At 49.9% G+C, this 21,281-nt stretch carries 17 protein-coding genes and 1 tRNA gene; 15 read left to right on the top strand and 3 right to left on the bottom strand.

The window, feature by feature from the left end:
* Nucleotides 1–21: 21 nt before the first annotated feature.
* Both BM323_RS06285 and BM323_RS06280 read left to right on the top strand, forming a co-directional pair.
* Nucleotides 22–1,221: a M20 family metallopeptidase gene (locus BM323_RS06285; protein WP_008104769.1), complete on the top strand. Its 1,200-nt coding sequence runs from the start codon at nucleotides 22–24 to the stop codon at nucleotides 1,219–1,221.
* A gap of 11 nt (nucleotides 1,222–1,232) precedes the next feature.
* A complete protein-coding gene (locus BM323_RS06280; RefSeq protein ID WP_008104770.1) occupies nucleotides 1,233–2,531 on the top strand; it encodes an NtaA/DmoA family FMN-dependent monooxygenase in 1,299 nt (432 codons plus the stop codon).
* An 87-nt stretch (nucleotides 2,532–2,618) separates the two neighbouring features.
* On the opposite strand, the gene BM323_RS06275 is transcribed toward BM323_RS06280, so the two are convergent.
* The gene (locus BM323_RS06275) at nucleotides 2,619–4,193 is read right to left on the bottom strand and encodes an ATP-binding protein (protein WP_091003262.1); all 1,575 of its coding nucleotides are present in this window, start codon (nucleotides 4,191–4,193) and stop codon (nucleotides 2,619–2,621) included.
* Between the two features lie 100 nt (nucleotides 4,194–4,293).
* Between BM323_RS06275 and BM323_RS06270 the strand changes: the two genes are divergently transcribed.
* The 4 genes from BM323_RS06270 (at nucleotide 4,294) to BM323_RS06250 (ending at nucleotide 8,790) form a co-directional block, all read left to right on the top strand.
* Nucleotides 4,294–6,594, top strand: coding sequence for an AAA family ATPase (locus BM323_RS06270; RefSeq protein WP_008104774.1), 2,301 nt, complete (start codon nucleotides 4,294–4,296; stop codon nucleotides 6,592–6,594).
* Nucleotide 6,595: 1 nt separating this feature from the next.
* Nucleotides 6,596–7,582, top strand: a complete 987-nt coding sequence (locus BM323_RS24250; RefSeq protein ID WP_139221399.1) for an HNH endonuclease family protein — start codon at nucleotides 6,596–6,598, stop codon at nucleotides 7,580–7,582.
* Nucleotides 7,583–8,128: 546 nt separating this feature from the next.
* Entirely contained in the window at nucleotides 8,129–8,473 is a 345-nt protein-coding gene (locus tag BM323_RS06255) for a type II toxin-antitoxin system RelE/ParE family toxin (RefSeq protein WP_008104778.1), read from the top strand.
* A 14-nt stretch (nucleotides 8,474–8,487) separates the two neighbouring features.
* Nucleotides 8,488–8,790 (top strand): helix-turn-helix domain-containing protein, encoded by a 303-nt coding sequence (locus BM323_RS06250; RefSeq protein ID WP_008104780.1) that lies wholly within the window; start codon nucleotides 8,488–8,490, stop codon nucleotides 8,788–8,790.
* 144 nt (nucleotides 8,791–8,934) lie between these two features.
* On the opposite strand, the gene BM323_RS06245 is transcribed toward BM323_RS06250, so the two are convergent.
* Nucleotides 8,935–9,010: transfer RNA gene (locus BM323_RS06245), tRNA-Asn, on the bottom strand.
* A 507-nt stretch (nucleotides 9,011–9,517) separates the two neighbouring features.
* Between BM323_RS06245 and BM323_RS06240 the strand changes: the two genes are divergently transcribed.
* From BM323_RS06240 to BM323_RS06210, 6 genes are all read left to right on the top strand, one after another.
* Nucleotides 9,518–10,441, top strand: coding sequence for a sugar ABC transporter substrate-binding protein (locus BM323_RS06240; protein WP_008104782.1), 924 nt, complete (start codon nucleotides 9,518–9,520; stop codon nucleotides 10,439–10,441).
* Between the two features lie 33 nt (nucleotides 10,442–10,474).
* Nucleotides 10,475–11,959, top strand: coding sequence for a sugar ABC transporter ATP-binding protein (locus tag BM323_RS06235; protein ID WP_008104783.1), 1,485 nt, complete (start codon nucleotides 10,475–10,477; stop codon nucleotides 11,957–11,959).
* 14 nt (nucleotides 11,960–11,973) lie between these two features.
* A complete protein-coding gene (locus BM323_RS06230) occupies nucleotides 11,974–13,005 on the top strand; it encodes an ABC transporter permease (protein WP_091003268.1) in 1,032 nt (343 codons plus the stop codon).
* Nucleotides 13,006–13,574: 569 nt separating this feature from the next.
* Nucleotides 13,575–14,492: a nitrogen assimilation transcriptional regulator NAC gene (gene nac / locus BM323_RS06220; RefSeq protein ID WP_008109351.1), complete on the top strand. Its 918-nt coding sequence runs from the start codon at nucleotides 13,575–13,577 to the stop codon at nucleotides 14,490–14,492.
* A gap of 268 nt (nucleotides 14,493–14,760) precedes the next feature.
* A complete protein-coding gene (gene cbl, locus BM323_RS06215) occupies nucleotides 14,761–15,720 on the top strand; it encodes an HTH-type transcriptional regulator Cbl (protein WP_008109354.1) in 960 nt (319 codons plus the stop codon).
* Between the two features lie 183 nt (nucleotides 15,721–15,903).
* Nucleotides 15,904–17,361 carry an NAD-dependent succinate-semialdehyde dehydrogenase gene (locus BM323_RS06210; RefSeq protein ID WP_008109355.1) on the top strand — a complete coding sequence of 486 codons (1,458 nt, stop codon included), beginning with the start codon at nucleotides 15,904–15,906 and terminating at the stop codon, nucleotides 17,359–17,361.
* 2 nt (nucleotides 17,362–17,363) lie between these two features.
* Here BM323_RS06210 and BM323_RS06205 read toward each other — a convergent pair whose 3' ends face one another.
* Nucleotides 17,364–17,546 (bottom strand): hypothetical protein, encoded by a 183-nt coding sequence (locus BM323_RS06205; RefSeq protein ID WP_008109356.1) that lies wholly within the window; start codon nucleotides 17,544–17,546, stop codon nucleotides 17,364–17,366.
* 197 nt (nucleotides 17,547–17,743) lie between these two features.
* On the opposite strand from BM323_RS06205, the gene BM323_RS06200 reads away from it, so the two are divergent.
* Genes BM323_RS06200 through BM323_RS06190 form a run of 3 tightly spaced genes read left to right on the top strand, consistent with a single transcriptional unit; the run spans nucleotide 17,744 to nucleotide 21,203 of the window.
* Complete coding sequence (locus BM323_RS06200; RefSeq protein WP_008109357.1) at nucleotides 17,744–19,213, top strand: aldehyde dehydrogenase family protein; 1,470 nt, start codon at nucleotides 17,744–17,746, stop codon at nucleotides 19,211–19,213.
* Between the two features lie 29 nt (nucleotides 19,214–19,242).
* A complete protein-coding gene (locus BM323_RS06195) occupies nucleotides 19,243–19,911 on the top strand; it encodes a haloacid dehalogenase type II (protein ID WP_008109358.1) in 669 nt (222 codons plus the stop codon).
* Nucleotides 19,912–19,925: 14 nt separating this feature from the next.
* Nucleotides 19,926–21,203 (top strand): NAD(P)/FAD-dependent oxidoreductase, encoded by a 1,278-nt coding sequence (locus BM323_RS06190; protein WP_008109359.1) that lies wholly within the window; start codon nucleotides 19,926–19,928, stop codon nucleotides 21,201–21,203.
* Nucleotides 21,204–21,281: the final 78 nt, after the last annotated feature.

Genomic DNA, 21,281 nt, shown 5'->3' with positions numbered 1-21,281 from the left:
AACGCAACAAGGAAAATGCTCATGTCGCTGAATCCGCTTCAGCTCACGCTGGAAAACAACCTCGAACAACACAGCGCCACTTACCTCAAGGTATCGCAGGCGATATTTCAAAACCCCGAAACCGGCAACAACGAATATTTCGCCAGCGAGCAGCTCACCCAGCTACTCACGGCGCAGGGTTTTGCCGTCACGCGCAACGTCGCCGGCCATGAAACGGCGTTCTACGCGGTCAAGGCCAGCGACAAACCGGGCCCAACCATCGCTTTTCTCGCAGAATATGATGCGCTGATCGGCATCGGCCACGCCTGCGGTCACAACCTGATTGGCACCACCAGCGTGGCGGCTGCCATCACGCTGGCGCAGGTGCTGGATCAAACCGGTGGACGCGTGGTGGTGCTAGGCACGCCAGCAGAAGAGGGCGGATTAGCCGGACCGGGCGGCCCGAAAGGCAATGTGAAAAAGCGCTTTGTCGAAGCCGGATTACTCAAGGATGTTGACGTGGCCTTGATGGTGCATCCAGCGGGCAAAACCCGGCTGACCGAATCCACGCTGGCCAATAATCATCTCTATTTCCACTTCTATGGCAAGCCGTCGCACGCCGCCAGCGCGCCACATGAAGGTATCAACGCGCTGGATGCGCTGGTGCTGCTCTACAACGGTATCAGCGTGCTGCGGCAGCAACTGCCGGATGGCGTGCGCGTGCACGGCATTATCACCAACGGCGGCCAGGCCCCGAACGTGATCCCGGAATACGCCTCGGCGCATTACTACATCCGCGCGGACAGCCGCGGAGTGGTGGAATCCCTTGAACCGCGTCTGCGTGCCATTGCTGAAGGCGTGGCGCTGGCGACCGGCGCACGCGTCGAGATTGATCATCAAATTGGCCCACGCGATTTCAAACTGAACTCAGCGCTGGATGCCTTGCTGCTGGAAGAATTCACGGCTGCGGGCGAAACCGTCGATCTGTCGCCGCAGAAGAACAAAGTTTCCACCGATGCCGGCGACATCAGCCATGCGGTGCCGACGGCGCATCCGTGGCTGAAAATCGGCCCCGACGATCTGATTTTCCACACCGTGCCATTCCGTGAAGCGGCCAACTCTGAGCGTGGTTATCAGGCGCTGCTGATTGGCGCGCGCGTGCTGGCGCGCACCGGCTTACGTCTGCTGACCGATGCGGACGCCTTAAACCATGTCAAAGCGGATTTCGCGCGACAACTATAAAGGAGAGTGATGTGTCGCAAACCTATCGCAGAAAACTCAAAACGCTGGTCGGCGCCAGCAGCGTGATTTCCGCCGCCAATGATAGCCAGCCGGGCGTGGGCATCACGCGCGCCATCGAACTGGCGAAGATTGCCGAGCGCGAAAAGATTACCGGGCTGTTCACTGCCGATTTGCTGCAGGCCGATCCGGCCGGATTAGCTGGCACCACCGGCACGCAAGATCCGCTGATTGCGCTGGCGGCATTGAGCCAGGTGACCTCGCATATCGGCTTGATCGCCACCGTCAGCACCAGCTGGCTGCATCCGTATAATCTGGCGCGTCAGGTTGGCACGCTCGATCACATCAGCGGCGGTCGCGCGGGCTGGAATGCGGTGACCTCATCGGTTGGCGAAGAGAACTTCGGTGAAAGCCAGCTGCCGCCACCGCAAGAGCGCTACGCGCGCGCCACTGAATTTATCGAAGTGATGAATGCGCTGTATGACGCCAACGAACGGGCAGCAGTGCAGCGCACCGCCAGCGGTGGCATTAAACTCGACCACACTAAACTGCATCCGATTAACTATCGCGGTGACTATTTCCAGGTGGCGGGGCCGCTTAACGTTCCGCCGCCGCCACAGCGCCGTCCGGTGCAGTTTCAGGCGGGACAATCTGAGGCGGGCGTAACGCTCGGCGCACGTTATGCCGAAGTGATTTACACCTCGCAGCCCACGTTTGAGGCGGCGCAAACCTTCGTGGCTGATGTGCAGCAGCGGGCGCGACGTTTCGGCCGCGAACATAATCCGCCGCTGATCATGAACTCGTTCCACGCCATCATTGGCGACAGCGACGCCGATGTGGCGCGCCGTCTACGCGATAAGCATGAACGCATTAACTATGAGCAGGGCAGATTACGCGTGGCTGATATGCTGGGCGGCGAGGTGGATCTGCGCGATTTGCCACTGGGCCAACCGCTGCCCGCCGCGTTTATTCCCGAGCTGGCGCAGGTGCATCGTCGTCAGGGGCGTGCTGCCATTTTCCGTGGCTATGCGCTGGAAGGATTAACCTTGCGTCAGCTGATCATCAAAGCTGAAGAGACCGGCCACTGGTTTGTCGCCGGTACGCCAGAAACCCTGGCCGATGCCATTGAACAGCGCTATCGCGCTGGCGTGCTGGATGTGATTTCACTGCATGGACTCGGTCAGCCCGGTCAACAGGATTTGCTGCTCAACGGCTTGTTGCCAGAACTGCGTCGCCGCCAGCTGATTGATACGGATTATGTCGGCAACGATTTCCGCAGCAGCCTGGAGCTGGCTGAGTTAACAGAAAAATAAATATAATATAATGGAAGGCATAAATAGCGGTCCTGTAATCCATGCTAATATGCCTTCAAGTAATACATTATTGAAATTAATTTTAAGTTAATCCTTTGTGTCTAATTTAAAGAGTTTTTTTAATATTTCACTTGTTACTTCTTTTGCTTCAATGAACTCATTTGGACTAACAGAGGGTGTGGTTCGGCTATAGAGTAAATTCTCTTGCCTGTGCAAAATATTCTCAACCCTACCCCAAAGTAAGTCCGGTAATGTTATTAGCTCTTTTATTTTTTCTGGTAACTTTCCATTTTTAAAATTCAATAATTTCTTGATATCTTGGTCTGATAAGTTGCAATTAATCTCATTAACAACAAACTCTTTAAGGGCTGATTTCAATGTTATTCCTAATAAACTATATGCTAACCAATTTGCTTGCGATAAAGGTTGTTTTGATAAAGTAACAGAGGCTACAACCCCTTCATACAATCCTTTCGTCCATGGCTTGCGAATTGATAATCTTTCATTCTTCTTTGCAATCTTTTCTGCCAATCTCATTCTTGATTTAGGTGGGTCGGGCAGAAAAGATTTTTTTACATTTATAAAATTTTCAATGGGAACATCAATAATACTCCCTTTATCATGAGAAAAGACTTTGTCTGGCCATTCCCCCATCCAAAGCCTTGATAATGTTGCATATTCTTTAACGACTTGAACAAGCCAATCATGCAGTGCTATGAAAACATGATGTTTGACATTAATGTCAGATTTACTACTATTCCATGGCATTTCTGATGCATCGCCCTGCATTGAAACAATTACTTTTGTTAAAGATAATTTTGGATGGGGTAGTCCTGCTTGGCCTTTTGTAAACCCCACATCAAAACTTTTCATTGCTGGGGCTACTAAACGGTCATTACAATAAAAATAAACACCGTACTCTCCTGCACCAGGACTAGACTCATTACTTAGGCCTGCAATAACTTCAACATCAATATTTCTTTTTTTATCTGTAGTTAATATTCCATGATATCTTCTGGGTTCATAGTTCGGAGGGTATGACCAATTATCAAAAAACTCGGGGTCAATGATCTTATCATTTAACTTCAAGTAAACATTATTTATGGTTAGCAGTTTTCCATAAGTTTTTCTTAAATGGTTATGCAGCTTCTCAATTAGATCATCGGTGATAATAATTCTCAATTTCTTCAGTTCTACACGTGTTGAACCAAAATCAATATCTCCAACTGTAAATAGAGGTAGAATCCACTCTTCATCATCAAGCCAATTGTCATCAAATTCGACTTGATACGTTTGTTCTTTTTTGTACCGGGTTTGAATTTGGATATCGCTAGCCAAAGCTACAACTGCTCTTTTTGTACCCACACCAAAAATTCCAATAGTTTGATCTGTTGAAGAGGAACCAGTATGACCAGGGCTAACGATGTATTTCAGTTCATTTTGTGAAAGGCCACCCGCGTTATCTTCAACACTAATAACACCCTGTTCTTTGTTTAGGGTAATATTAATTTCGATGCTGTTTCTTCTGCCATTTCGCGTCCAAACGTCGAAACTATTATCAATCAATTCACATATGGATTTATTAAGATCGTAATCAGCTATTATTGATAGGAAAAGTCTTTTTGAGGGTACCGCATCCAGAGTTCCTACTTGATGTTTCATCCTTAACCCCAATTAAATTAATTATTGTTTATGACATATCTATCATGCTATAAAGGTAAAATGCAAATATAAATCAATTGTAGTTACAGGAGTGTAACTAATGCTATTTCATAACAGAAACGATGTTGCACCACCACTCCCATTCCAAAGTCAAGAAGCAAGAGCTGAACGTAGTGATCTAGTTGAGTTCATGAGCCTTTCTGATGATAGAAAAGCTCAAACATCAGTACCTCCAACGCGATTTAGAATAAATGATGAATCGATACAATTAGCGTTGAATAAGCTTTTTCATTCTAAGTGTGCATTTTGCGAGAGTAAAAATCCGCTATCCATACACCTTTTTAGACCAACTGATGGCGCAATGCCATTATTGAAGTCTGACTTTTCTCATGTTTATTATATTTGGCTCAGAACTGACTGGGGTAATTATTACTCAGTATGCTCACAGTGTAATGCTAATTCTCGAAATACATTCCCAGTTTCAGGTAAAAACCGTGGGGAACTCCCTTCGGTAGAAGATGTAAAAAATTTCGCCAATGAAAATTTTGGACTGTGGCGAGGGAAGCATATGGATAGAGCATTATTATTGAATCCCTGCGAAGTTAAAAATTTCGGCATGCATTTTTCTGTCGACTATTCCGGTGAAATCTTAGCACTAACGCGTCGCGCAGAGATAACAATAAAACTCTTTAATTTAAATAGTCAGTATTTGATTGAAGAGAGAGGTAAAGCATACGATAATTATATGAATATATTGTTATCTAATCTTGTTAGAGAAATCGAGTCACCTCTTTTTGAATTTAAAACTATAGAGTTTGGTGGTACATGGTTTTTGTTACTTAAGCGACTTATTAAAGTTATAGAAATAAAACTCGATAAAAAACTGTTAAAAGCTAAAAGTAAACTTTATTGTATATTACAAGATGTTTATAAAACCCCCATTGGAATTAAGGTGCTTAATGAATCCATTAATGAATTAAAAAACAAGCAAATACTTAAAAAAGAAATGAAAAGTAGCACGCCCGTCTCACGCATAGAATATATAACACCATCATTCTTTGAACTTAAAAACTTTAAGTCATTACAAAGCATTAAGTTGAAAATGCCTAAAGTTAGGCTCGCAGATAATGTATATAACTATCAAGATGAAGCTGCAGCTTTACTAATATTAGGTGAAAATTCATCAGGGAAGAGTTCTATTCTTGAGGCTATTGCATTAGCACTATGTGGAGAGATACAACGTAGCCAGCTAGGCAAATCACCATTAACATTTGTTCTTTCACCTGAATTAATGGGTAGTACAAATGGTTATAGTCCAAAATCAGCTTCAGTCATCGTTGAATTCACTAATTCAGCAATTCTAGAATTACAAATTGAGAATGATTTTAAGTTGAAAGTTACTGGTGAAATCGATGCGATACCACCACTCTTTGCCTATGGTGCCTTCAGACAGTATGGAGCTAATAATAGATTAAAGAATTCATTAGGTAATATTGGGACGCTATTTTATTCTGATCGTGTTTTGGTAAATCCTGAAGTATGGTTACTCAGTCTTCCAGATAATGAATTTTTGATGGTTGTAAGAGCTCTAAGGAAAATACTATCAGTGGATGAAGACTTTGATGTTTTAATTCGTGACAAAGAAAATAATCGCTGTCTTATGGTCACTAAAGTTGGTGACTATAATAATATTACGGAAGTAAAGACACCATTATCTGTTGTATCTTCAGGTTTCAGGTCAGTGCTGGCAATGGTTTGCGATGTACTAAAAGGATTACTTGCAGGACAATGCCGGAGTGGGACAGTTGAGTTTGATAAAGCTAAAGCTATAATATTGATTGATGAAATTGAGGCGCACCTTCATCCTCGCTGGAAGATGCAAATAATGACCGCCTTAAGGCAAACATTTCCAAATGCATACTTCATCGCTACAACTCATGACCCCTTGTGTTTAAGGGGAATGTATGAAAACGAAGTGGTTGTATTTAATAGAATTAGAATTTCAAAAAACAAAAATAATGAAATTCCTATAATGGTTGAATTAATTGATCAGCTACCTAATATTGAAAATCTTACTATTGAACAGTTATTGACATCTGATTTATTCAGTATGTTCAGTACAGACTCAAGTGGGGCAGAAGCTAAACTAGCTCATTTAGCTGACCTTTTGGCTAAAAAAGCAAGTGGTATTGTTTTAAAACCTGTAGAAGAAGAAGCGCTAAAAGAGCTTGAACAGCAAGTGAGCTCTTCATTACCTCTTGGCTCAACCGAAGTAGAAAGAATAGTTCAGAAAGCAGTTGCAGAATATTTGCAGCGTCGTAAACATGAAAGTAAAACCGGTTTACACATTCTTGAAGAAGAAACTCGCCGTTCAATAATTAAGGCATTAGAGGGATATTGAAATGCGTTCTGTAAAAAGAGGGAATAAACCCCCACCACCTTCACTCATGTCAACAAAGAAAGATGGAACAACAGAACTTGAAAGGGTTAGGGCTCACATGACGAAGCCGTTAAAACCCAATGAAAAAAGAGAGTCATTTAAATTTTCAGTCTATAAATCTGATGATGTAAAGAAAAGGCTCGAAGAATTATTCCATGGTAAATGCGCTTATTGTGAATCTTTTTATGCTAGCCAAGCACCGGTGGATGTTGAGCATTACAGACCTAAAGGTGCTGTTGAGGGTGAGCATCAGCACCCAGGATATTGGTGGGTTGCTATGGATTGGGAAAATTTACTACCAAGTTGTATTGACTGCAATCGACGTAGAAAGCAAATAATACCAGTTGTGGTCAATAATATGAGACAACTTCATCAAAACATGCAGACAGGAAAGAAAGATTCTTTTCCAATATTAGGTGTAAGAAGTTTAGCCGAAAACAAAAATTTCTCACAAGAAAAACCTTTACTGCTGGACCCGACACGAGATAATCCTTCGGAGCACATAACATATTGCATTAAAAATGATAACGCAGTCGGATTGATTATACCTCAAATGATTCATGATGTTGATGAAAATAATCATGATTACGCTATGTTGGGTCAAGAGCGGTTAGAAAGAAATATTAGTATAAGAGGTGCGATCTCAATTCAAGTTTATGGATTAAACAGAATTAAGTTAGTTCAAGAAAGAATTTCATTAATTAATAGAATGAGGTTTTTAGAGGAGGTAGTTGTCGAGTTAGGGACTATAATTCAAAATCTCAATAATTCAGAGTTAAATAACTTCCCTGACGTAATTAATGCAATAAAAAGTATCAAACTTCTTCAGGAAAAGATATTAACTGAGATGCGAAATCTTACAATGCCTCATGCGCCATTCAGTAGTTTAGCAAAAGCTTATTTAGACGATTTTAAAGATAGACTGCGGGCTGAGTTATTAAATATCTAATGATACCTAGTTAAGGTGGATGGATATAATTTTCTTGCGAAAACATATTTTATAAATTATGCATTATAAATTTGTATTAAATTTTTTTATGAATTTTCTGCTACTATTTTTTATAAGGCATTTTGAGTTTCATATAATATTAATTAATAAGCAATGAAATTGATTTTTTCAAGGGCTTTTTTGATTTATATTGCTTAAGGTTATCAGTAAATAATATATTTGATATTGAGGAGGGCGAGAATTAAATAAAACCTCAAGTTCTAGATCATAAAAGTGAACGTTGAATATTAGCGTCAAGGTAATGCTCATCAATTTTTTTAATTAATATTCCATACATTTAACTATATGACTAACCAAATTATTTCCTCGAACATCTGCTTTTAACCATAATTTGCATTTTTATAACAAAGTTAATTCCGCCCATATTAATTAAGCCAGCTAAAAGTCATATGCATTTTAGCAAATTCCAATTTTATACCTTCCCGGCACACTCCGATTATCGCTTTACACCTATATAGCTTTAGACCTATATTAATAGAGGTTAGTGTGTGGCAGATTGAAACCACGGAGCGATTTGATAGCTGGTTGATGTCGCTTGATGACACAGATCGAACTTGTGTGCTGGCAGGATTGATCGTTTTACGCCAGAAAGGGCCGGGATTATGCAGGCCTTATGCCGATTCGATCAAAGGATCACGTTTCAGCAATATGAAAGAGCTGCGTGTGCAGAGTAAAGGCGATCCAATACGGGCATTTTTCGCCTTCGACCCTTGGCGAACAGGAATTGTGCTTTGTGCAGGCAGTAAGGTGGGAAATGAAAAGCGCTTTTATGCCGAGATGATCCCGCTGGCCGATCGTGAATTTACCGAGTACTTAGAGAATAAGAGATGAAAAGGAGTAACGCGATGGGGAGAACGCTGGAACAGATTCTTGCTGATGAGAAGCCTGAAGTCGTTGCTAACGCACAAGCGATGGCAGAAGAGATGCTGCTTAACATCCACCTTGCAGAACTGCGTGAGAAAGTGCAGAAAACTCAGGTGGAAATGGCACAGGCGCTCAACATCAAACAACCGACTGTTGCTGGTATGGAAAAGCCGGGACGCGATCTTAAGCTTTCAACGCTCAAGCGTTACATCGAAGCGGCGGGGGGAAAATTGCGTCTGGATATCGAGTTGCCTGATGGTTCGCATTTCGAATTCGTAGTGTAAGAATCCTGCTGGTCGCCATAAATGGCGACCCTACGAAATGCACCGGAACATTGTAGGGGCGCCATTTATGGCGACCTGGCAAAACCGCAAAACCGCAAAAACACAAAAGCCCGCTCAGGTTTCCCTGAGCGGGCTTTTTGAATTTGGCTCCTCTGACTGGACTCGAACCAGTGACATACGGATTAACAGTCCGCCGTTCTACCGACTGAACTACAGAGGAATCGTGTGAACGAGGCGCATATTAGCGATGCCGATCCCCGTTGTCAAAGCTCTACTGCACACTTCTGGTTTAAGTGCGCGTAAAAGCAGCGGAATGCTGCTTTTCTGCCTTGAATGATCAGATTCTAAACTGCCAGCAAGATCTCACTTTAAAACCAATTCCTTTGAGATGTTAGAGGCATGTCAAAGTTTTGTTATTTGCCGATTTTAAAACAATCATTTCAGTGCTTTTATGATGAAAGTTTCAAATGCAAGTTAGATGAAATAAATGAACTGCTAATCATCACCAGCGAAACGAGTTCCTTCATCTAAAACGGCATTTTGAAAATAACTGATTGATAAGGAATGAGTTACAAGAAATAGATGCTGTAAACCGATAGCGTTAGATCAGAAGCCTTACCTCTACAACCACAAAAAAAGCGCCAGTGACGTTGAGTGAATGTAAAAGATATTTTTCATTCGCAGTATCAGCCAACCTGAGCATGTTAATGATAAAGAAGGGTTCCCTATGAAATTCAAAAAAGCGTTATTAACTTCCCTGTTAGTTTGCATGTTACCTGCCGCAGTGATGGCAAAAGACCTTCAGGTAGGCGTTTCTATGGCGCTGTTTGATGACAACTTCCTCACCATTCTGCGCACCGCGATGCAGAAAGAGATGCAAAAAGACAACATTAAGGGCCAGGTTGAAGACGCCAAAGGCGACGTGGCTCAGCAGCTGCAGCAGGTACAGAACTTCATTGGTCAGGGCGTTGACGCCATCATCGTTAACCCGGTGGATACCAACGCCGTGAAACCGCTGGTGGATGCCGCCGCGAAAGCCGGCGTGCCGCTGGTGTTCGTTAACCGTAAACCGGCTGGCGAGTTGAAAGACAAAATGGCGTTTGTGGGTTCCGATTCTGAGCTGGCGGGACGTCTGCAGATGGAAGCGCTGGCTAAAAAGATGAACGGCAAAGGCAACGTGGCGATTCTGCTGGGCGACCTGGCTAACGAATCAACGCGTGAACGCACCAAAGGTGTGGAAGCGGTGGTCGCGAAATACCCGGATATCAAAGTCGTGCAGAAACAGACGGCCAAATTTACCCGTAACGATGCGGTAGATGTGGTGAGTAACTGGCTGACAGCGGGCGATGACATTCAGGCAATCGCCTCCAACAACGATGAAATGGCGATTGGTGCACTGCAGGCGCTTGGTAAAAACCCGAATCACATCCTGGTCGCAGGTGTGGATGGTACACCGGATGCACTGCAGATGATCAAGAACGACAAGATGGTCGCTACCGTATTCCAGGATGCGAAAGGTCAGGGTGAAGGCGCTGTGCAAACGGCGGTCAAACTGATTAACGGCGAGAAAGTGCAGAAAGTGGTCGATATCCCGTTCCAGCTGATCACCAAAGATAACTACGAAAAATTCGCCAGTCAGAACCAGAAATAAACCGTAACCGACTCAGCCGTACGGAGGTGATGTATGACCGCTTTTGCGCTTGAAGCCGAAGGCATCAGCAAGTTCTTCCCCGGAGTGAAGGCACTCGACAATGTCTCACTGCGAATCAAACCGGGGTCGGTACATGCCCTGATGGGTGAAAATGGCGCGGGCAAATCCACTTTAATGAAATGCCTTATCGGGATGTATCGTCCCGATAAGGGCACCATTCGCATTAAAGGGGAGCCAGTGCAGTTTCAGGACACCATGGATGCGCTGCGTTCCGGCATCTCCATGATTCACCAGGAACTCAATCTGGTGCCTTACATGACCGTAGCCGAAAACATTTGGCTCGGTCGCGAACCGATGAAGTACGGCTTTGTTGACCACGGCAAGCTGAACAAACAGACGCAGGAACTGCTGAACAGACTGAACATCCGTCTGAAAGCCGATCGTATGGTGGGCGAGCTGAGTATCGCCTCGCAGCAGATGGTGGAAATCGCCAAAGCGGTCTCCTGGAATTCGGACATCGTGATTATGGATGAACCGACCTCGGCACTGACGGAAACCGAAGTGGCGCATCTGTTCACCATCATCCGCGACCTGCGCGAGCAGGGCAAAGCCATCATCTATATCAGCCACAAGATGGATGAGATTTTTGCGATAACCGATGAGATCAGCATTTTCCGTGACGGTGCGTGGGTAGGCAGCAACAACACCAGTGAATACACCCGCCAGTCACTGATTACGCAGATGGTAGGCCGTGAACTGACCCAGCTGTTCCCGAAATTCAACGGTGAAATTGGTGAAGATGTGCTGACGGTGCGCAATCTGACCTGCAAAGATCGCTTCACCGACATCAACTTTTCGGTGCGCAAAGGCGAAATCCTTGGCGTGGCGGGATTGGTGGGTGCCGGACGCAGCGAAGTGATGGAAAGCTTGTTCGGCATGGAGAGTTTCGACAGCGGTGAAATCCTGATTGATGGCGTGCCGGTCAAGATCGATTCGCCTTCGACGGCGATTGAGAAAGGCATGGCATTCCTGACCGAAGACCGTAAAAAGTCGGGGCTGTTCCTGGTGTTGTCGGTGATGGAGAACATGAGCATCGTCAACATGCCCGATTACACCCATAAAAGCGGTTTTGTCAGCCACATCAAAATGGCGCAGGACTGCATGGATCAGATTCGCAAACTGAACATCAAAACCCCAACCATGGATCAGATCATCAATAACCTCAGCGGCGGTAACCAGCAGAAGGTGCTGATTGCTCGCTGGCTGCTGGCGCAACCGAAGATCCTGATTCTCGACGAACCAACGCGCGGTATCGACGTTGGTGCAAAAGCAGAGATTTATCGCTTAATCAGTGAACTGGCGAATCGCGGCGTGGCCATCATCATGGTGTCGTCCGAGCTGCCAGAAATTCTCGGCATGAGCGACCGCGTGATGGTTATGCACGGCGGACGTATAACCGGCATCCTCGATAAAGAAGAGGCCAATCAGGAATCCATTTTGTCGTTGGCATCCGAGTGAGGCGTGAGACATCTATGAGTAACGTAAAAATTACGGCCCCGCAGGCCGCAGATCAGAGTTCTTTCTTTAGCAACTTGCGTCACAAGCTGCCAAAAGACACCGGGATTTTTGTTGTGATGGTGGGCATTGCCCTGATTTTCGAAATTGCCGGTTGGTACGTACGTGATCAATCTTTCCTGATGAACACCAACCGCTTAGTACTGATTATTCTGCAGGTAGCGATCATCGGTATCATCGCGGTGGGCGTGACTCAGGTCATTATTACCACCGGTATCGACCTGTCATCCGGTTCGGTTATCGCTTTAACCGCGGTAGTGGCGGCCAGTCTGGCGCAAACTTCAGACAGCCTGTCGCCGATGTATCCGTCGCTGGTCAACTTGCCTGCGGTGATACCGATTGTTGCCGGGATTGGCGTGGGGCTGCTGTGCGGCGTGATGAACGGCGTGTTGATCACCAAAACCGGTATTCCTCCATTCATCGCCACGCTCGGCATGATGGTGTCGGCACGCGGTCTGGCGCAGTACTACACGCAGGGTAACCCAATCAGCTTCCTGTCAGATGGCTTCACCTCCATCGGCCAGGGCGCAATGCCGGTGATTATCTTCCTGGTGGTGGCGTTCCTGTTCCACATCGCGCTGAAACATACCCGTTACGGTAAATATGTCTACGCGATTGGCGGCAACATGACCTCCGCCAAAGTGTCCGGTATCAACGTTAATAAGTATCTGATCATCGTCTACACCATCGCCGGTGCGCTCTCAGGCCTGGCGGGCGTGGTGCTGGCGGCACGTGTCAGTAGCGGCCAGTCAAGCATGGGTATGGCGTACGAACTGGATGCCATCGCCGCAGCCGTTATCGGCGGCAGCAGCCTGATGGGCGGCGTTGGACGCATTACCGGTACGCTGATTGGTGCGGTGATTCTTGGCCTGATTAAGAGCGGCTTCACCTTTGTCGGTGTGGATGCTTATGTGCAGGACATCATTAAGGGCATCATCATCGTGGCGGCAGTTTCAATAGATATGCATCGCAACCGTAAAAAACGCTGATACGCTTCATACTTCACGCTGTAGCAGCGTTGGCTGCGAAAATTCACCCCGGTCACATAGTGAACTATGCTCCCGGGGCTGAATTTTCTTGCCGCCTTGCTACAGCGCGAATTATTTTGCGTATCGACATTGTGCAGGATCGGTTCCCTCTCCCGCGCGCGGGAGAGGGTTAGGGTGAGGGACAACGCGCACCGCCCCCACATAAGTTTTCCAACTGGTTAAACCCGTTCTTTTACGCTCGTTTGGTTTCATTCCAGCCATTTCTGCTCATTTTCTGCGTTATCTGCACCAAACCAGCTCATCCGGTCATCACTTTTTTGCACGCCTGACTCGCATTTCCTGCCCCATTGCAGTGCAATTCGTTTAGTTCTTACTCTTTTTGCGTCATCGCTCGCGCTTATTAACTCCTTCGAGGTAATCACAAACGCTTATTTTCCGTGCCTTTAGGAAAAATCTGGCGATGCAATTTTGCGTCGCAAACAAACCTGGCCTGCATATTGCAACTTCATTTCCACAAGCCAGCAGGCTGAGACGCCCAACCTGGGTATTCGGGGATTGACGGAGGCAACATGAATTTAAGACGACTCAAGTATTTTGTAAAAATCGTCGATATCGGCAGCCTGACTCAGGCAGCAGAAGTGCTGCACATCGCGCAGCCTGCGCTTAGCCAGCAGGTCGCTACGCTGGAAAATGAACTCGATCAGCAGTTGCTGATCCGCACCAAGCGCGGCGTGACGCCAACTGAAGCCGGTAAAATTCTGTATGCCCACGCTCGCACCATTCTGCGTCAGTGTGAACAGGCGCAAACGGCAGTGATCAACGCCGGCCAGGCACTCAACGGCCAGGTTTCCATCGGTTTAGCGCCGGGCACCGCCGCATCCTCGCTCACCATGCCGCTGTTGCAAACAGTGCGTGAGCAGTTCCCGGATGTGCTGGTGTATCTGCATGAAAACAGCGGCACCTCGCTGAACGAAAAAGTAATGAACGGCCAGTTGGACATGGCGGTGCTGTACGATCGTGCGCCAACAGCGGGCATCAACAGCATTCCATTAATGAAAGAAGAGCTTTATCTGGTGGGCGCAACGGCGTGTCCGGGTGCGACTGTCGATCTGGCGGAAGTGGCGCAGATGAGCCTGTTCCTGCCACGCGACTACAGCGCGGTGCGTAAACGTGTTGATGAAGCGTTCTCGCTGCGTCGTCTGAGCGCGCGCATCATCGGTGAAATCGAATCGATCTCCACGCTGACTGCGGCAGTTTCCAGCGGCATGGGCGTCACGGTGCTGCCAGAGTCTGCGGCGCGTGCGCTGGTGAGTTCAACCCATGCGTGGATGGCGCGAATTAACAGTCCATCGCTGAATCTGCCGCTGTCGCTGAACATCTCGGCGCGTCTGCCGCTGTCGCCATCGGCGCAGGCGGTGAAGAATATTCTGCTGTCGCTGCTGAATAAGCCGGCGGTAGAGGATCGTGAATTGATGCTGGTGGGATGAGTTAAACGTGCTTTTTCCCTCACCCTAACCCTCTCCCGCCTGCGGGAGAGGGGACCGATCCAGCCCTCATGTAGCACAATTATCTACCTTACCATCCAGCTGCTCGGTCAGCTCCCTCGCCCGCTTGCGGGAGAGGGTTGGGGTGAGGGCATCCATCAAAACCTCCCTTATTACTATTCCGCATAACACACCGTTTTTTATTATTTGTTGCGATGACGCCAACTTCATAACATGGACGAAACAGGGGCAGGAATCAGGAGAAAAGGGCGTGAATTTCCAGCAACTTAAAATTATACGTGAAGCAGCCCGTTGCGAGTTCAACCTGACCGAAGTGGCGAATACATTGTTTACCTCCCAATCAGGAGTAAGCCGCCATATTCGCGATCTGGAAGATGAACTGGGCGTGGAAATTTTTATTCGTCGTGGCAAGCGACTCTTAGGCATGACCGAACCGGGCAAGGCGCTGTTGACCATTGCTGAGCGCATCCTTGATGAAGCGGGCAAAGTTCGCCGCTTAGCGGATGTGTTTACCAATGAAACCAGCGGCGTGCTGACTATCGCCACCACGCACACTCAGGCACGTTACAGTCTGCCGCGCGTGATCAAAGCGTTTCGTCAGCTCTATCCCAACGTGCGTCTCGAACTGAATCAGGGATCGCCGCAGGAGATCGTTGCCATGCTGCTGGCGGGTGAAGCCGATATCGGCATCGCCTCCGAGCAGTTAGTGAATAACAGCAGCCTCGCGGCATTTCCGTGGTTCAGCTGGCATCACTCACTTTTAGTGCCGCATGATCATGAACTGTTGCAGCATCAGCCGGTCACGCTCGCCAGCCTCAGTCGTTATCCGCTGATCACCTATCGTCAGGGCATTACCGGCCGTTCGCGGGTCGATCGTGCTTTCCAGGCGGCAGGACTCAGACCGGATATCGTGCTCAGCGCGCAGGATTCTGACGTGGTGAAAACCTACGTTGAACTTGGTCTTGGGGTGGGAATTCTGGCCGATCAGGCGTGTGATATTTACGAAGGGGAAGACCTGGTAAAAATCGACACGCACCATCTGTTCGATGCCAATACCGTATGGCTCGGCCTGAAGCGTGGCCAGTTGCAGCGCAATTACGTTTGGCAGTTCCTCGAACTCTGTAACGCCAATCTGTCGCTGGAGGAGATCAAACGTCAGGCGCTCTCGTACGAAACCGAAAACGAACCGGCCATCGATTTCCAGATTTGATTCGTTGGAAAAAACCGTACCGATCCTTCGTAGGGTCGCCATTTATGGCGACCTTCCCCCACACAGCATAAAATTTCTTTTCCCGCCGCAAAACAGACACCGACACAAATTCCCTGCGCCAGAAAAACATCCTGCGCTGTCGCCTCACGTTACAGTGAAATGACGAAGATACAGGGGATTGTCATGTCGCGAATTCAACTGAAAGATACGGAATTACTGCGCCAGCAGGCGCTGTTTGGCGGTCGCTGGCAGGATGCGCATCAGGGCGCAACGCTTGAGGTGATCGATCCCGGCACGCAGCAGCCGATTGCCACCATTCCGGCATTGGGTGCGGCGGAAACCGAGCAGGCGATAGATTATGCTGAGTCGGTGCGCGTCAGCTGGGGCAAAACCCCCAACGCCACGCGCGCCGCGCTGCTGGAAAAATGGCATCAGCTGATTGTCGATAATGCCGACGATCTGGCGATCATCATGACCGCCGAGCAGGGCAAACCGCTGGCGGAAGCCAAAGGCGAAGTGCTGTACGGCGCCAGCTTCGTGAAATGGTTCGCGGAAGAGGCGCGTCGTATTTACGGTGACACCATTCCCGCGCCGAGCGACGATCGCCGCATTCTGGTACTCAAGCAGCCAGTTGGCGTGGCGGCTGCAATCACGCCGTGGAACTTCCCGATTGCGATGATCACCCGCAAAGTCGCGCCCGCGCTGGCCGCAGGTTGCCCGATTATCGTTAAGCCGTCGGAGTTAACGCCGCTGTCGGCATTAGCGCTGGCGGTGTTAGCCGAACGCGCCGGTTTCCCCAGCGGCGTGTTGCAAGTGTTAACCGGCTTGCCAACCGAAATTGGCAGCACGCTGACCGCCAGCCGCACGGTGCGCAAAATTTCTTTCACCGGTTCCACCCGCGTCGGCCAGCTGTTGATGCAGCAGAGCGCCGACAGCATCAAGCGCCTGAGCCTGGAGCTGGGCGGCAACGCGCCTTTGATTGTCTTTGATGATGCCGATCTCGACGTGACCATTCCCGGCGTGATGGCGAGTAAATTCCGCAACGCCGGACAAACCTGCGTCTGCGCCAACCGCATTCTGGTGCAGCGCAGCATCTATGAGCGCTTCAGTGAACGCTTGCTGGAAGCGGTATCTGCGCTCAAAGTCGGTGACGGATTTGCGCCGGACAGCACCATCGGGCCAATGATCAACGACCGCGCCGTCGAAAAAGTTAACAGCCATATCGACGATGCACTCAGCCAGGGCGCGACCTTGCTGCGCGGCGGCATCAGCGCGCCAAACGGCACCTTTGTCGAGCCCACGGTATTGGGCAACGTCACCAGCAGCATGCGTATTGCACATGAAGAAACCTTCGGCCCGGTAGCACCGCTGTTTATCTTCGACACGGAAGAAGAGGCAATCCGCATGGCGAATGACACGCCTTATGGACTTGGGGCTTATTTCTTTACCGAGAATATTCGCCGGGCATGGCGCGTGGCAGAATCATTAGAATTTGGTATGGTCGGATTTAATACCGGTGCAATTTCATTAGACGCGGCACCCTTTGGTGGAATTAAATTATCCGGCTTAGGTCGTGAAGGATCGCGTTACGGTATCGAAGAGTATTTAGAGCAGAAGACGTTTCATATTGGCAGTCTTTAATTTTAACTCTCCCTATTTGTAGGGTCGCCATTAATGGCGACCAACAAAAACAGCGCCGCAACCCTCAGGTTCGCGGCGCTGTTTATTTTGTGTGTCGCGTCATACTTTGTCGTCCATCCCCGTTTTAGTGCAAGTTTCATGCGCATTGCACCGTCGCGACGCACATATTTTGTGAAGTAAATCATCTGTTTATTCCTTCGGCAATTCCGCAAAATTTCGCTCACCAATACGGCAGAAAATTTTTTTGCGCTGTTTTTTACGCATTTTTATTTTTCACTGGGCTGGCATACTTTCTGCATTAGCTTATTAGCGTGACAGAAAAACGCAGTGCAAATCGTTAATTAGCGCGTCTGTGATGGGTGTAACAAATAAGGAATTTTCCATGTTAAGTTTCGACCCTGAAAAAGTTTTACTTCCTGCCGGTCATTATATTGGCGGGCAACATCTTAAAACGGCGGGCGCGCGTTTTGCCGTTAAACGTCCGTCCGATGGCAAAGTCTATGCCGAACTCAGCGAAGCCATGATTGAAGATGTTGATCGCGCCGTCACCACCGCGCACCAGGCGCTGAAAACCAGTGGCTGGAGCAGCTGTGCGCCACGTGAGCGCGGCAAAATCATGCGTCGCTGGGCCGATCTGATCGAGAGCGATCCATTACTGGCGCAGCTTGAATCGTTGGGCTCTACGCGCCCAATCAGCGACGTAATGCAGCACGAAATTCCCTTCACCGCCGAAGCCATTCGCTTCTACGCCGAGTGCGCCGACAAATACAGCGGCGACCTGTTCCCCACTCAGGAAAGCAGCCTCGGCATGCTGATTGCTGAGCCGTACGGCGTGATCGGCGCGATTACGCCGTGGAATTTCCCGCTGTCGATGGCGTCATGGAAGTGCGGCCCGGCGCTGGCAGCAGGAAATGCTGTGGTGCTGAAACCTTCTGAGCTGACGCCGTTCTCTACCGTGCGCATGGCCGAACTGGCGGTGCAGGCCGGTTTACCGGCGGGCGTACTGAATATCGTGCAGGGCAGCGGCGCGGTAACCGGCAACGCGCTGGTCACCCATCCGCTGGTGCGCAAAGTCTCCTTTACCGGTTCCACGCTTACCGGCGCTCGCATCATGGGCGACATTGCGCAGCACGGCATGAAACCGGTCACGCTGGAGCTGGGCGGTAAAAGCCCGCAGCTGGTGTTCGACGATGCCGGTGATATCGACGTGTTAGCGCAGCGTATTCTGCGCGGCTTCACCGCCAACGGCGGCCAGGCGTGCGTCGCCGGAACCCGATTGATTGTGCAGCGCGGCATTGCGCAGCCGTTGCTGGATAGATTGGTGGCGCTCTGTCAGCAGCCGCGTCCGGGCGTGACCTGGCAGGAGAGCAGCCGCTATGCGCCGCTGATCGATGAGCGTCAGGGTAAAAAAGTGGCCTCGGTAATCGCCGATGCCAAAGCGCAGGGCGCGGAAGTGCTGGTGGGCGGTGAACGCTTTGCCGACACCGCAGAAGGCTGGTTCTGGCAGCCAACGCTGCTGTGCGGCGTTGCCCACGATAATCCGGCGGTGCAGCAGGAAATTTTTGGTCCGGTGCTCACCGTGCAACAGTTTGATGACGAGGAAGAAGGACTGGCGCTGGCGGCACACGAAACCTACGGCCTGTGCGCGGGCGTGCATACGCTGAGTCTGCCGCGTGCGCTGCGTGCGGTGCGCGCGCTGGAATCCGGCACCGTGTGGGTCAATCGCTATGGCCGCTCCGGCGATTTCATTATTCCGACCGGCGGTTTCCTCGGTTCGGGCATTGGCAAGGATCTGGGACGTCAGGCATTCCAGGCCTGTCAGCGCCAGAAAAGCGTGTTAATCGATTTCTAATTTTGTGTTCTCAACCGCGAGGTCGCTTCATGGCACTGTTTAAACCGAAATTCATCACCTTTGATTGCTACGGCACCCTGATCAATTTTGACATGGCAGGCGCAGCCGAACGTTGCTTCAAAGATCGTGTATCCGCACAGGAGATGCTGGCGTTCACCACTGATTTCGCCCGCTACCGTTTTGACGAAGTGCTTGGCGCGTGGAAGCCGTATTACGACGTGGTCAGCGATGCCATTCAGCGCACCTGCAAAAAGTGGGGCGTGGCGTGGAGCCAGGCGGACAGCGACTTTATCTACACCGACTGCGCCACATGGGGTCCACATCCTGACGTGCCCGCCGGTTTAGCCAAAGTAGCCAAAGAGTTCCCGCTGGTGCTGCTCACTAACTCGATGGACGATTTGATCCCGCATCACGTGCCGCGTCTTGGCGCGCCGATTCATATGACCATCACCGCCGAAGAAGTGGGTGCCTACAAGCCGCAGATGAAAGGCTTCGAGTACATGCTCGACAAGCTGAACTGCGGTCCGGAAGAGATTCTGCATGTCTCCTCCAGCCTGCGTTATGACCTGATGACCTGCTACGACATGGGCATCAAAAACAAGGTGTGGGTCAATCGCGGTCACGATCCGGCCAATCCGGCGTATCAATACACCGAAATCAACGATATCGGCGGTCTGGCCGCTGTGGTTGGACTCTAAGCCCGGAGGCGGCGATGAAACTCGAATCATTCTGGCAAGCCACAGCACCGACCTTTAACGGCGCAGCCACTGGCGCACTGCCGAGCACCGCTGAGGTGGTGGTGATTGGCGGCGGTTTTACCGGCGTCTCGACGGCGCTCAACCTGGCGCGCAGCGGCATCAACGTGGTGCTGCTGGAGAGCGGCGAGGTAATGAGCCAGGCGTCGGCGCGTAACGGTGGACACTGCAATACCGGCGTGGCGCAGAACTTTGCCTCGCTGGTGGAGAGCCAGGGAATCGAGCAGGCCAGCCGCTTCTATCGTGCCTATGACGATGCTGTGAGCTACGTCGAACAGCTGGTGCGCGAAGAGCAGATTGATTGCGATTTTCGTCTGTGCGGCAAGCTGAAACTCGCCAGCAAAGCCTCGCATTTTCCCGGCCTGCGCAGCGCGTGGCAGTTGATGCGCGACACCGTTGATCCGGAAATCGAGCTGATTAGCAAAGATGATATTCGCCGTGAAGTGGGCAGCGATGCCTTTCACGGTGGCCTGTTGCAAAAGCGTGGCGGCCAGATGCACATGGGCAAGTTTGGTATCGGGCTGGCGGAAGCGGCGGCGCGCAGCGGGGCGAAGATCTTCCCGCATCACGCAGTGACCGGCTTAACGCGCCTCGACGGCTATCGCCACCGCGTCAGCACCGCGCAGGGCGAGATCATCGCCGACAAAGTGATGATGGCAACCGGCGTCTCCAACGAAGGGCCTTTCCCGTGGTTCCAGCGCCGCATCGTGCCGGTCGGCAGCTTTATTGTGGTGACGGAACCGCTTGGTGACGAACTGATCAATCAGGTGCTGCCGAAAGACCGCACCTATGTGACCTCACTGAATATTGGCAACTACTTCCGTACCACGTCGGATCGTCGATTGGTGTTTGGTGGCCGCGCGCGCTTTGCGGTGAGCAATCCGACATCGGACACACGCAGCGGCGACGTACTGCGTGCGGCAATGACCGCGCTGTTCCCGCAGTTGGGCAAGTCGCGCATCGATTACTGCTGGGGCGGCATGGTGGATATGACCGCCGACCGCTTGCCGCATGCCGGTGAACAGGATGGCGTGTTTTATTCGATGGGTTACAGCGGCCACGGGACGCAGATGTCGGTGTGGATGGGCCGCGTGATGGCCGACCTGCTGGCGGAGAAACGCAACGAAAATCCCTGGCAGCGCGATACCTGGCCTGCGCTGCCCGGTTACCACGGGAAACCGTGGTTTTTGCCCCTGGCGGGTTTGTATTACAAAGCCAAGGATCGGTTGTCGTGAAAACCTGGATCGTGCGGTCATCGAAACGGTCGCCATAAATGGCGACCCTACGTTGAGAACGGCGAGGTTTTGTAGGGT

Source organism: Pantoea sp. YR525, from assembly GCF_900116775.1.
GTDB classification, from domain to species: Bacteria; Pseudomonadota; Gammaproteobacteria; order Enterobacterales; family Enterobacteriaceae; genus Pantoea; species Pantoea symbiotica.
Note: the sequence above shows the minus strand (reverse complement) of the source record. Positions and strands in the feature narration are given on the sequence as shown.

What these genes read in the sequence shown, in the direction of transcription:
- BM323_RS06235 (WP_008104783.1), top strand. Translation starts at nt 10,475, where the DNA reads ATGACCGCTTTTGCGCTTGAAGCCGAAGGCATCAGCAAGTTCTTCCCC.
- BM323_RS06240 (WP_008104782.1), top strand. Translation starts at nt 9,518, where the DNA reads ATGAAATTCAAAAAAGCGTTATTAACTTCCCTGTTAGTTTGCATGTTA.
- BM323_RS06250 (WP_008104780.1), top strand. Translation starts at nt 8,488, where the DNA reads ATGGGGAGAACGCTGGAACAGATTCTTGCTGATGAGAAGCCTGAAGTC.
- BM323_RS06200 (WP_008109357.1), top strand. Translation starts at nt 17,744, where the DNA reads ATGTTAAGTTTCGACCCTGAAAAAGTTTTACTTCCTGCCGGTCATTAT.
- BM323_RS24250 (WP_139221399.1), top strand. Translation starts at nt 6,596, where the DNA reads ATGCGTTCTGTAAAAAGAGGGAATAAACCCCCACCACCTTCACTCATG.
- BM323_RS06270 (WP_008104774.1), top strand. Translation starts at nt 4,294, where the DNA reads ATGCTATTTCATAACAGAAACGATGTTGCACCACCACTCCCATTCCAA.
- BM323_RS06195 (WP_008109358.1), top strand. Translation starts at nt 19,243, where the DNA reads ATGGCACTGTTTAAACCGAAATTCATCACCTTTGATTGCTACGGCACC.
- BM323_RS06205 (WP_008109356.1), bottom strand. Translation starts at nt 17,546, where the DNA reads ATGATTTACTTCACAAAATATGTGCGTCGCGACGGTGCAATGCGCATG.
- BM323_RS06230 (WP_091003268.1), top strand. Translation starts at nt 11,974, where the DNA reads ATGAGTAACGTAAAAATTACGGCCCCGCAGGCCGCAGATCAGAGTTCT.
- BM323_RS06210 (WP_008109355.1), top strand. Translation starts at nt 15,904, where the DNA reads ATGTCGCGAATTCAACTGAAAGATACGGAATTACTGCGCCAGCAGGCG.
- nac (WP_008109351.1), top strand. Translation starts at nt 13,575, where the DNA reads ATGAATTTAAGACGACTCAAGTATTTTGTAAAAATCGTCGATATCGGC.
- BM323_RS06285 (WP_008104769.1), top strand. Translation starts at nt 22, where the DNA reads ATGTCGCTGAATCCGCTTCAGCTCACGCTGGAAAACAACCTCGAACAA.
- BM323_RS06190 (WP_008109359.1), top strand. Translation starts at nt 19,926, where the DNA reads ATGAAACTCGAATCATTCTGGCAAGCCACAGCACCGACCTTTAACGGC.
- BM323_RS06275 (WP_091003262.1), bottom strand. Translation starts at nt 4,193, where the DNA reads ATGAAACATCAAGTAGGAACTCTGGATGCGGTACCCTCAAAAAGACTT.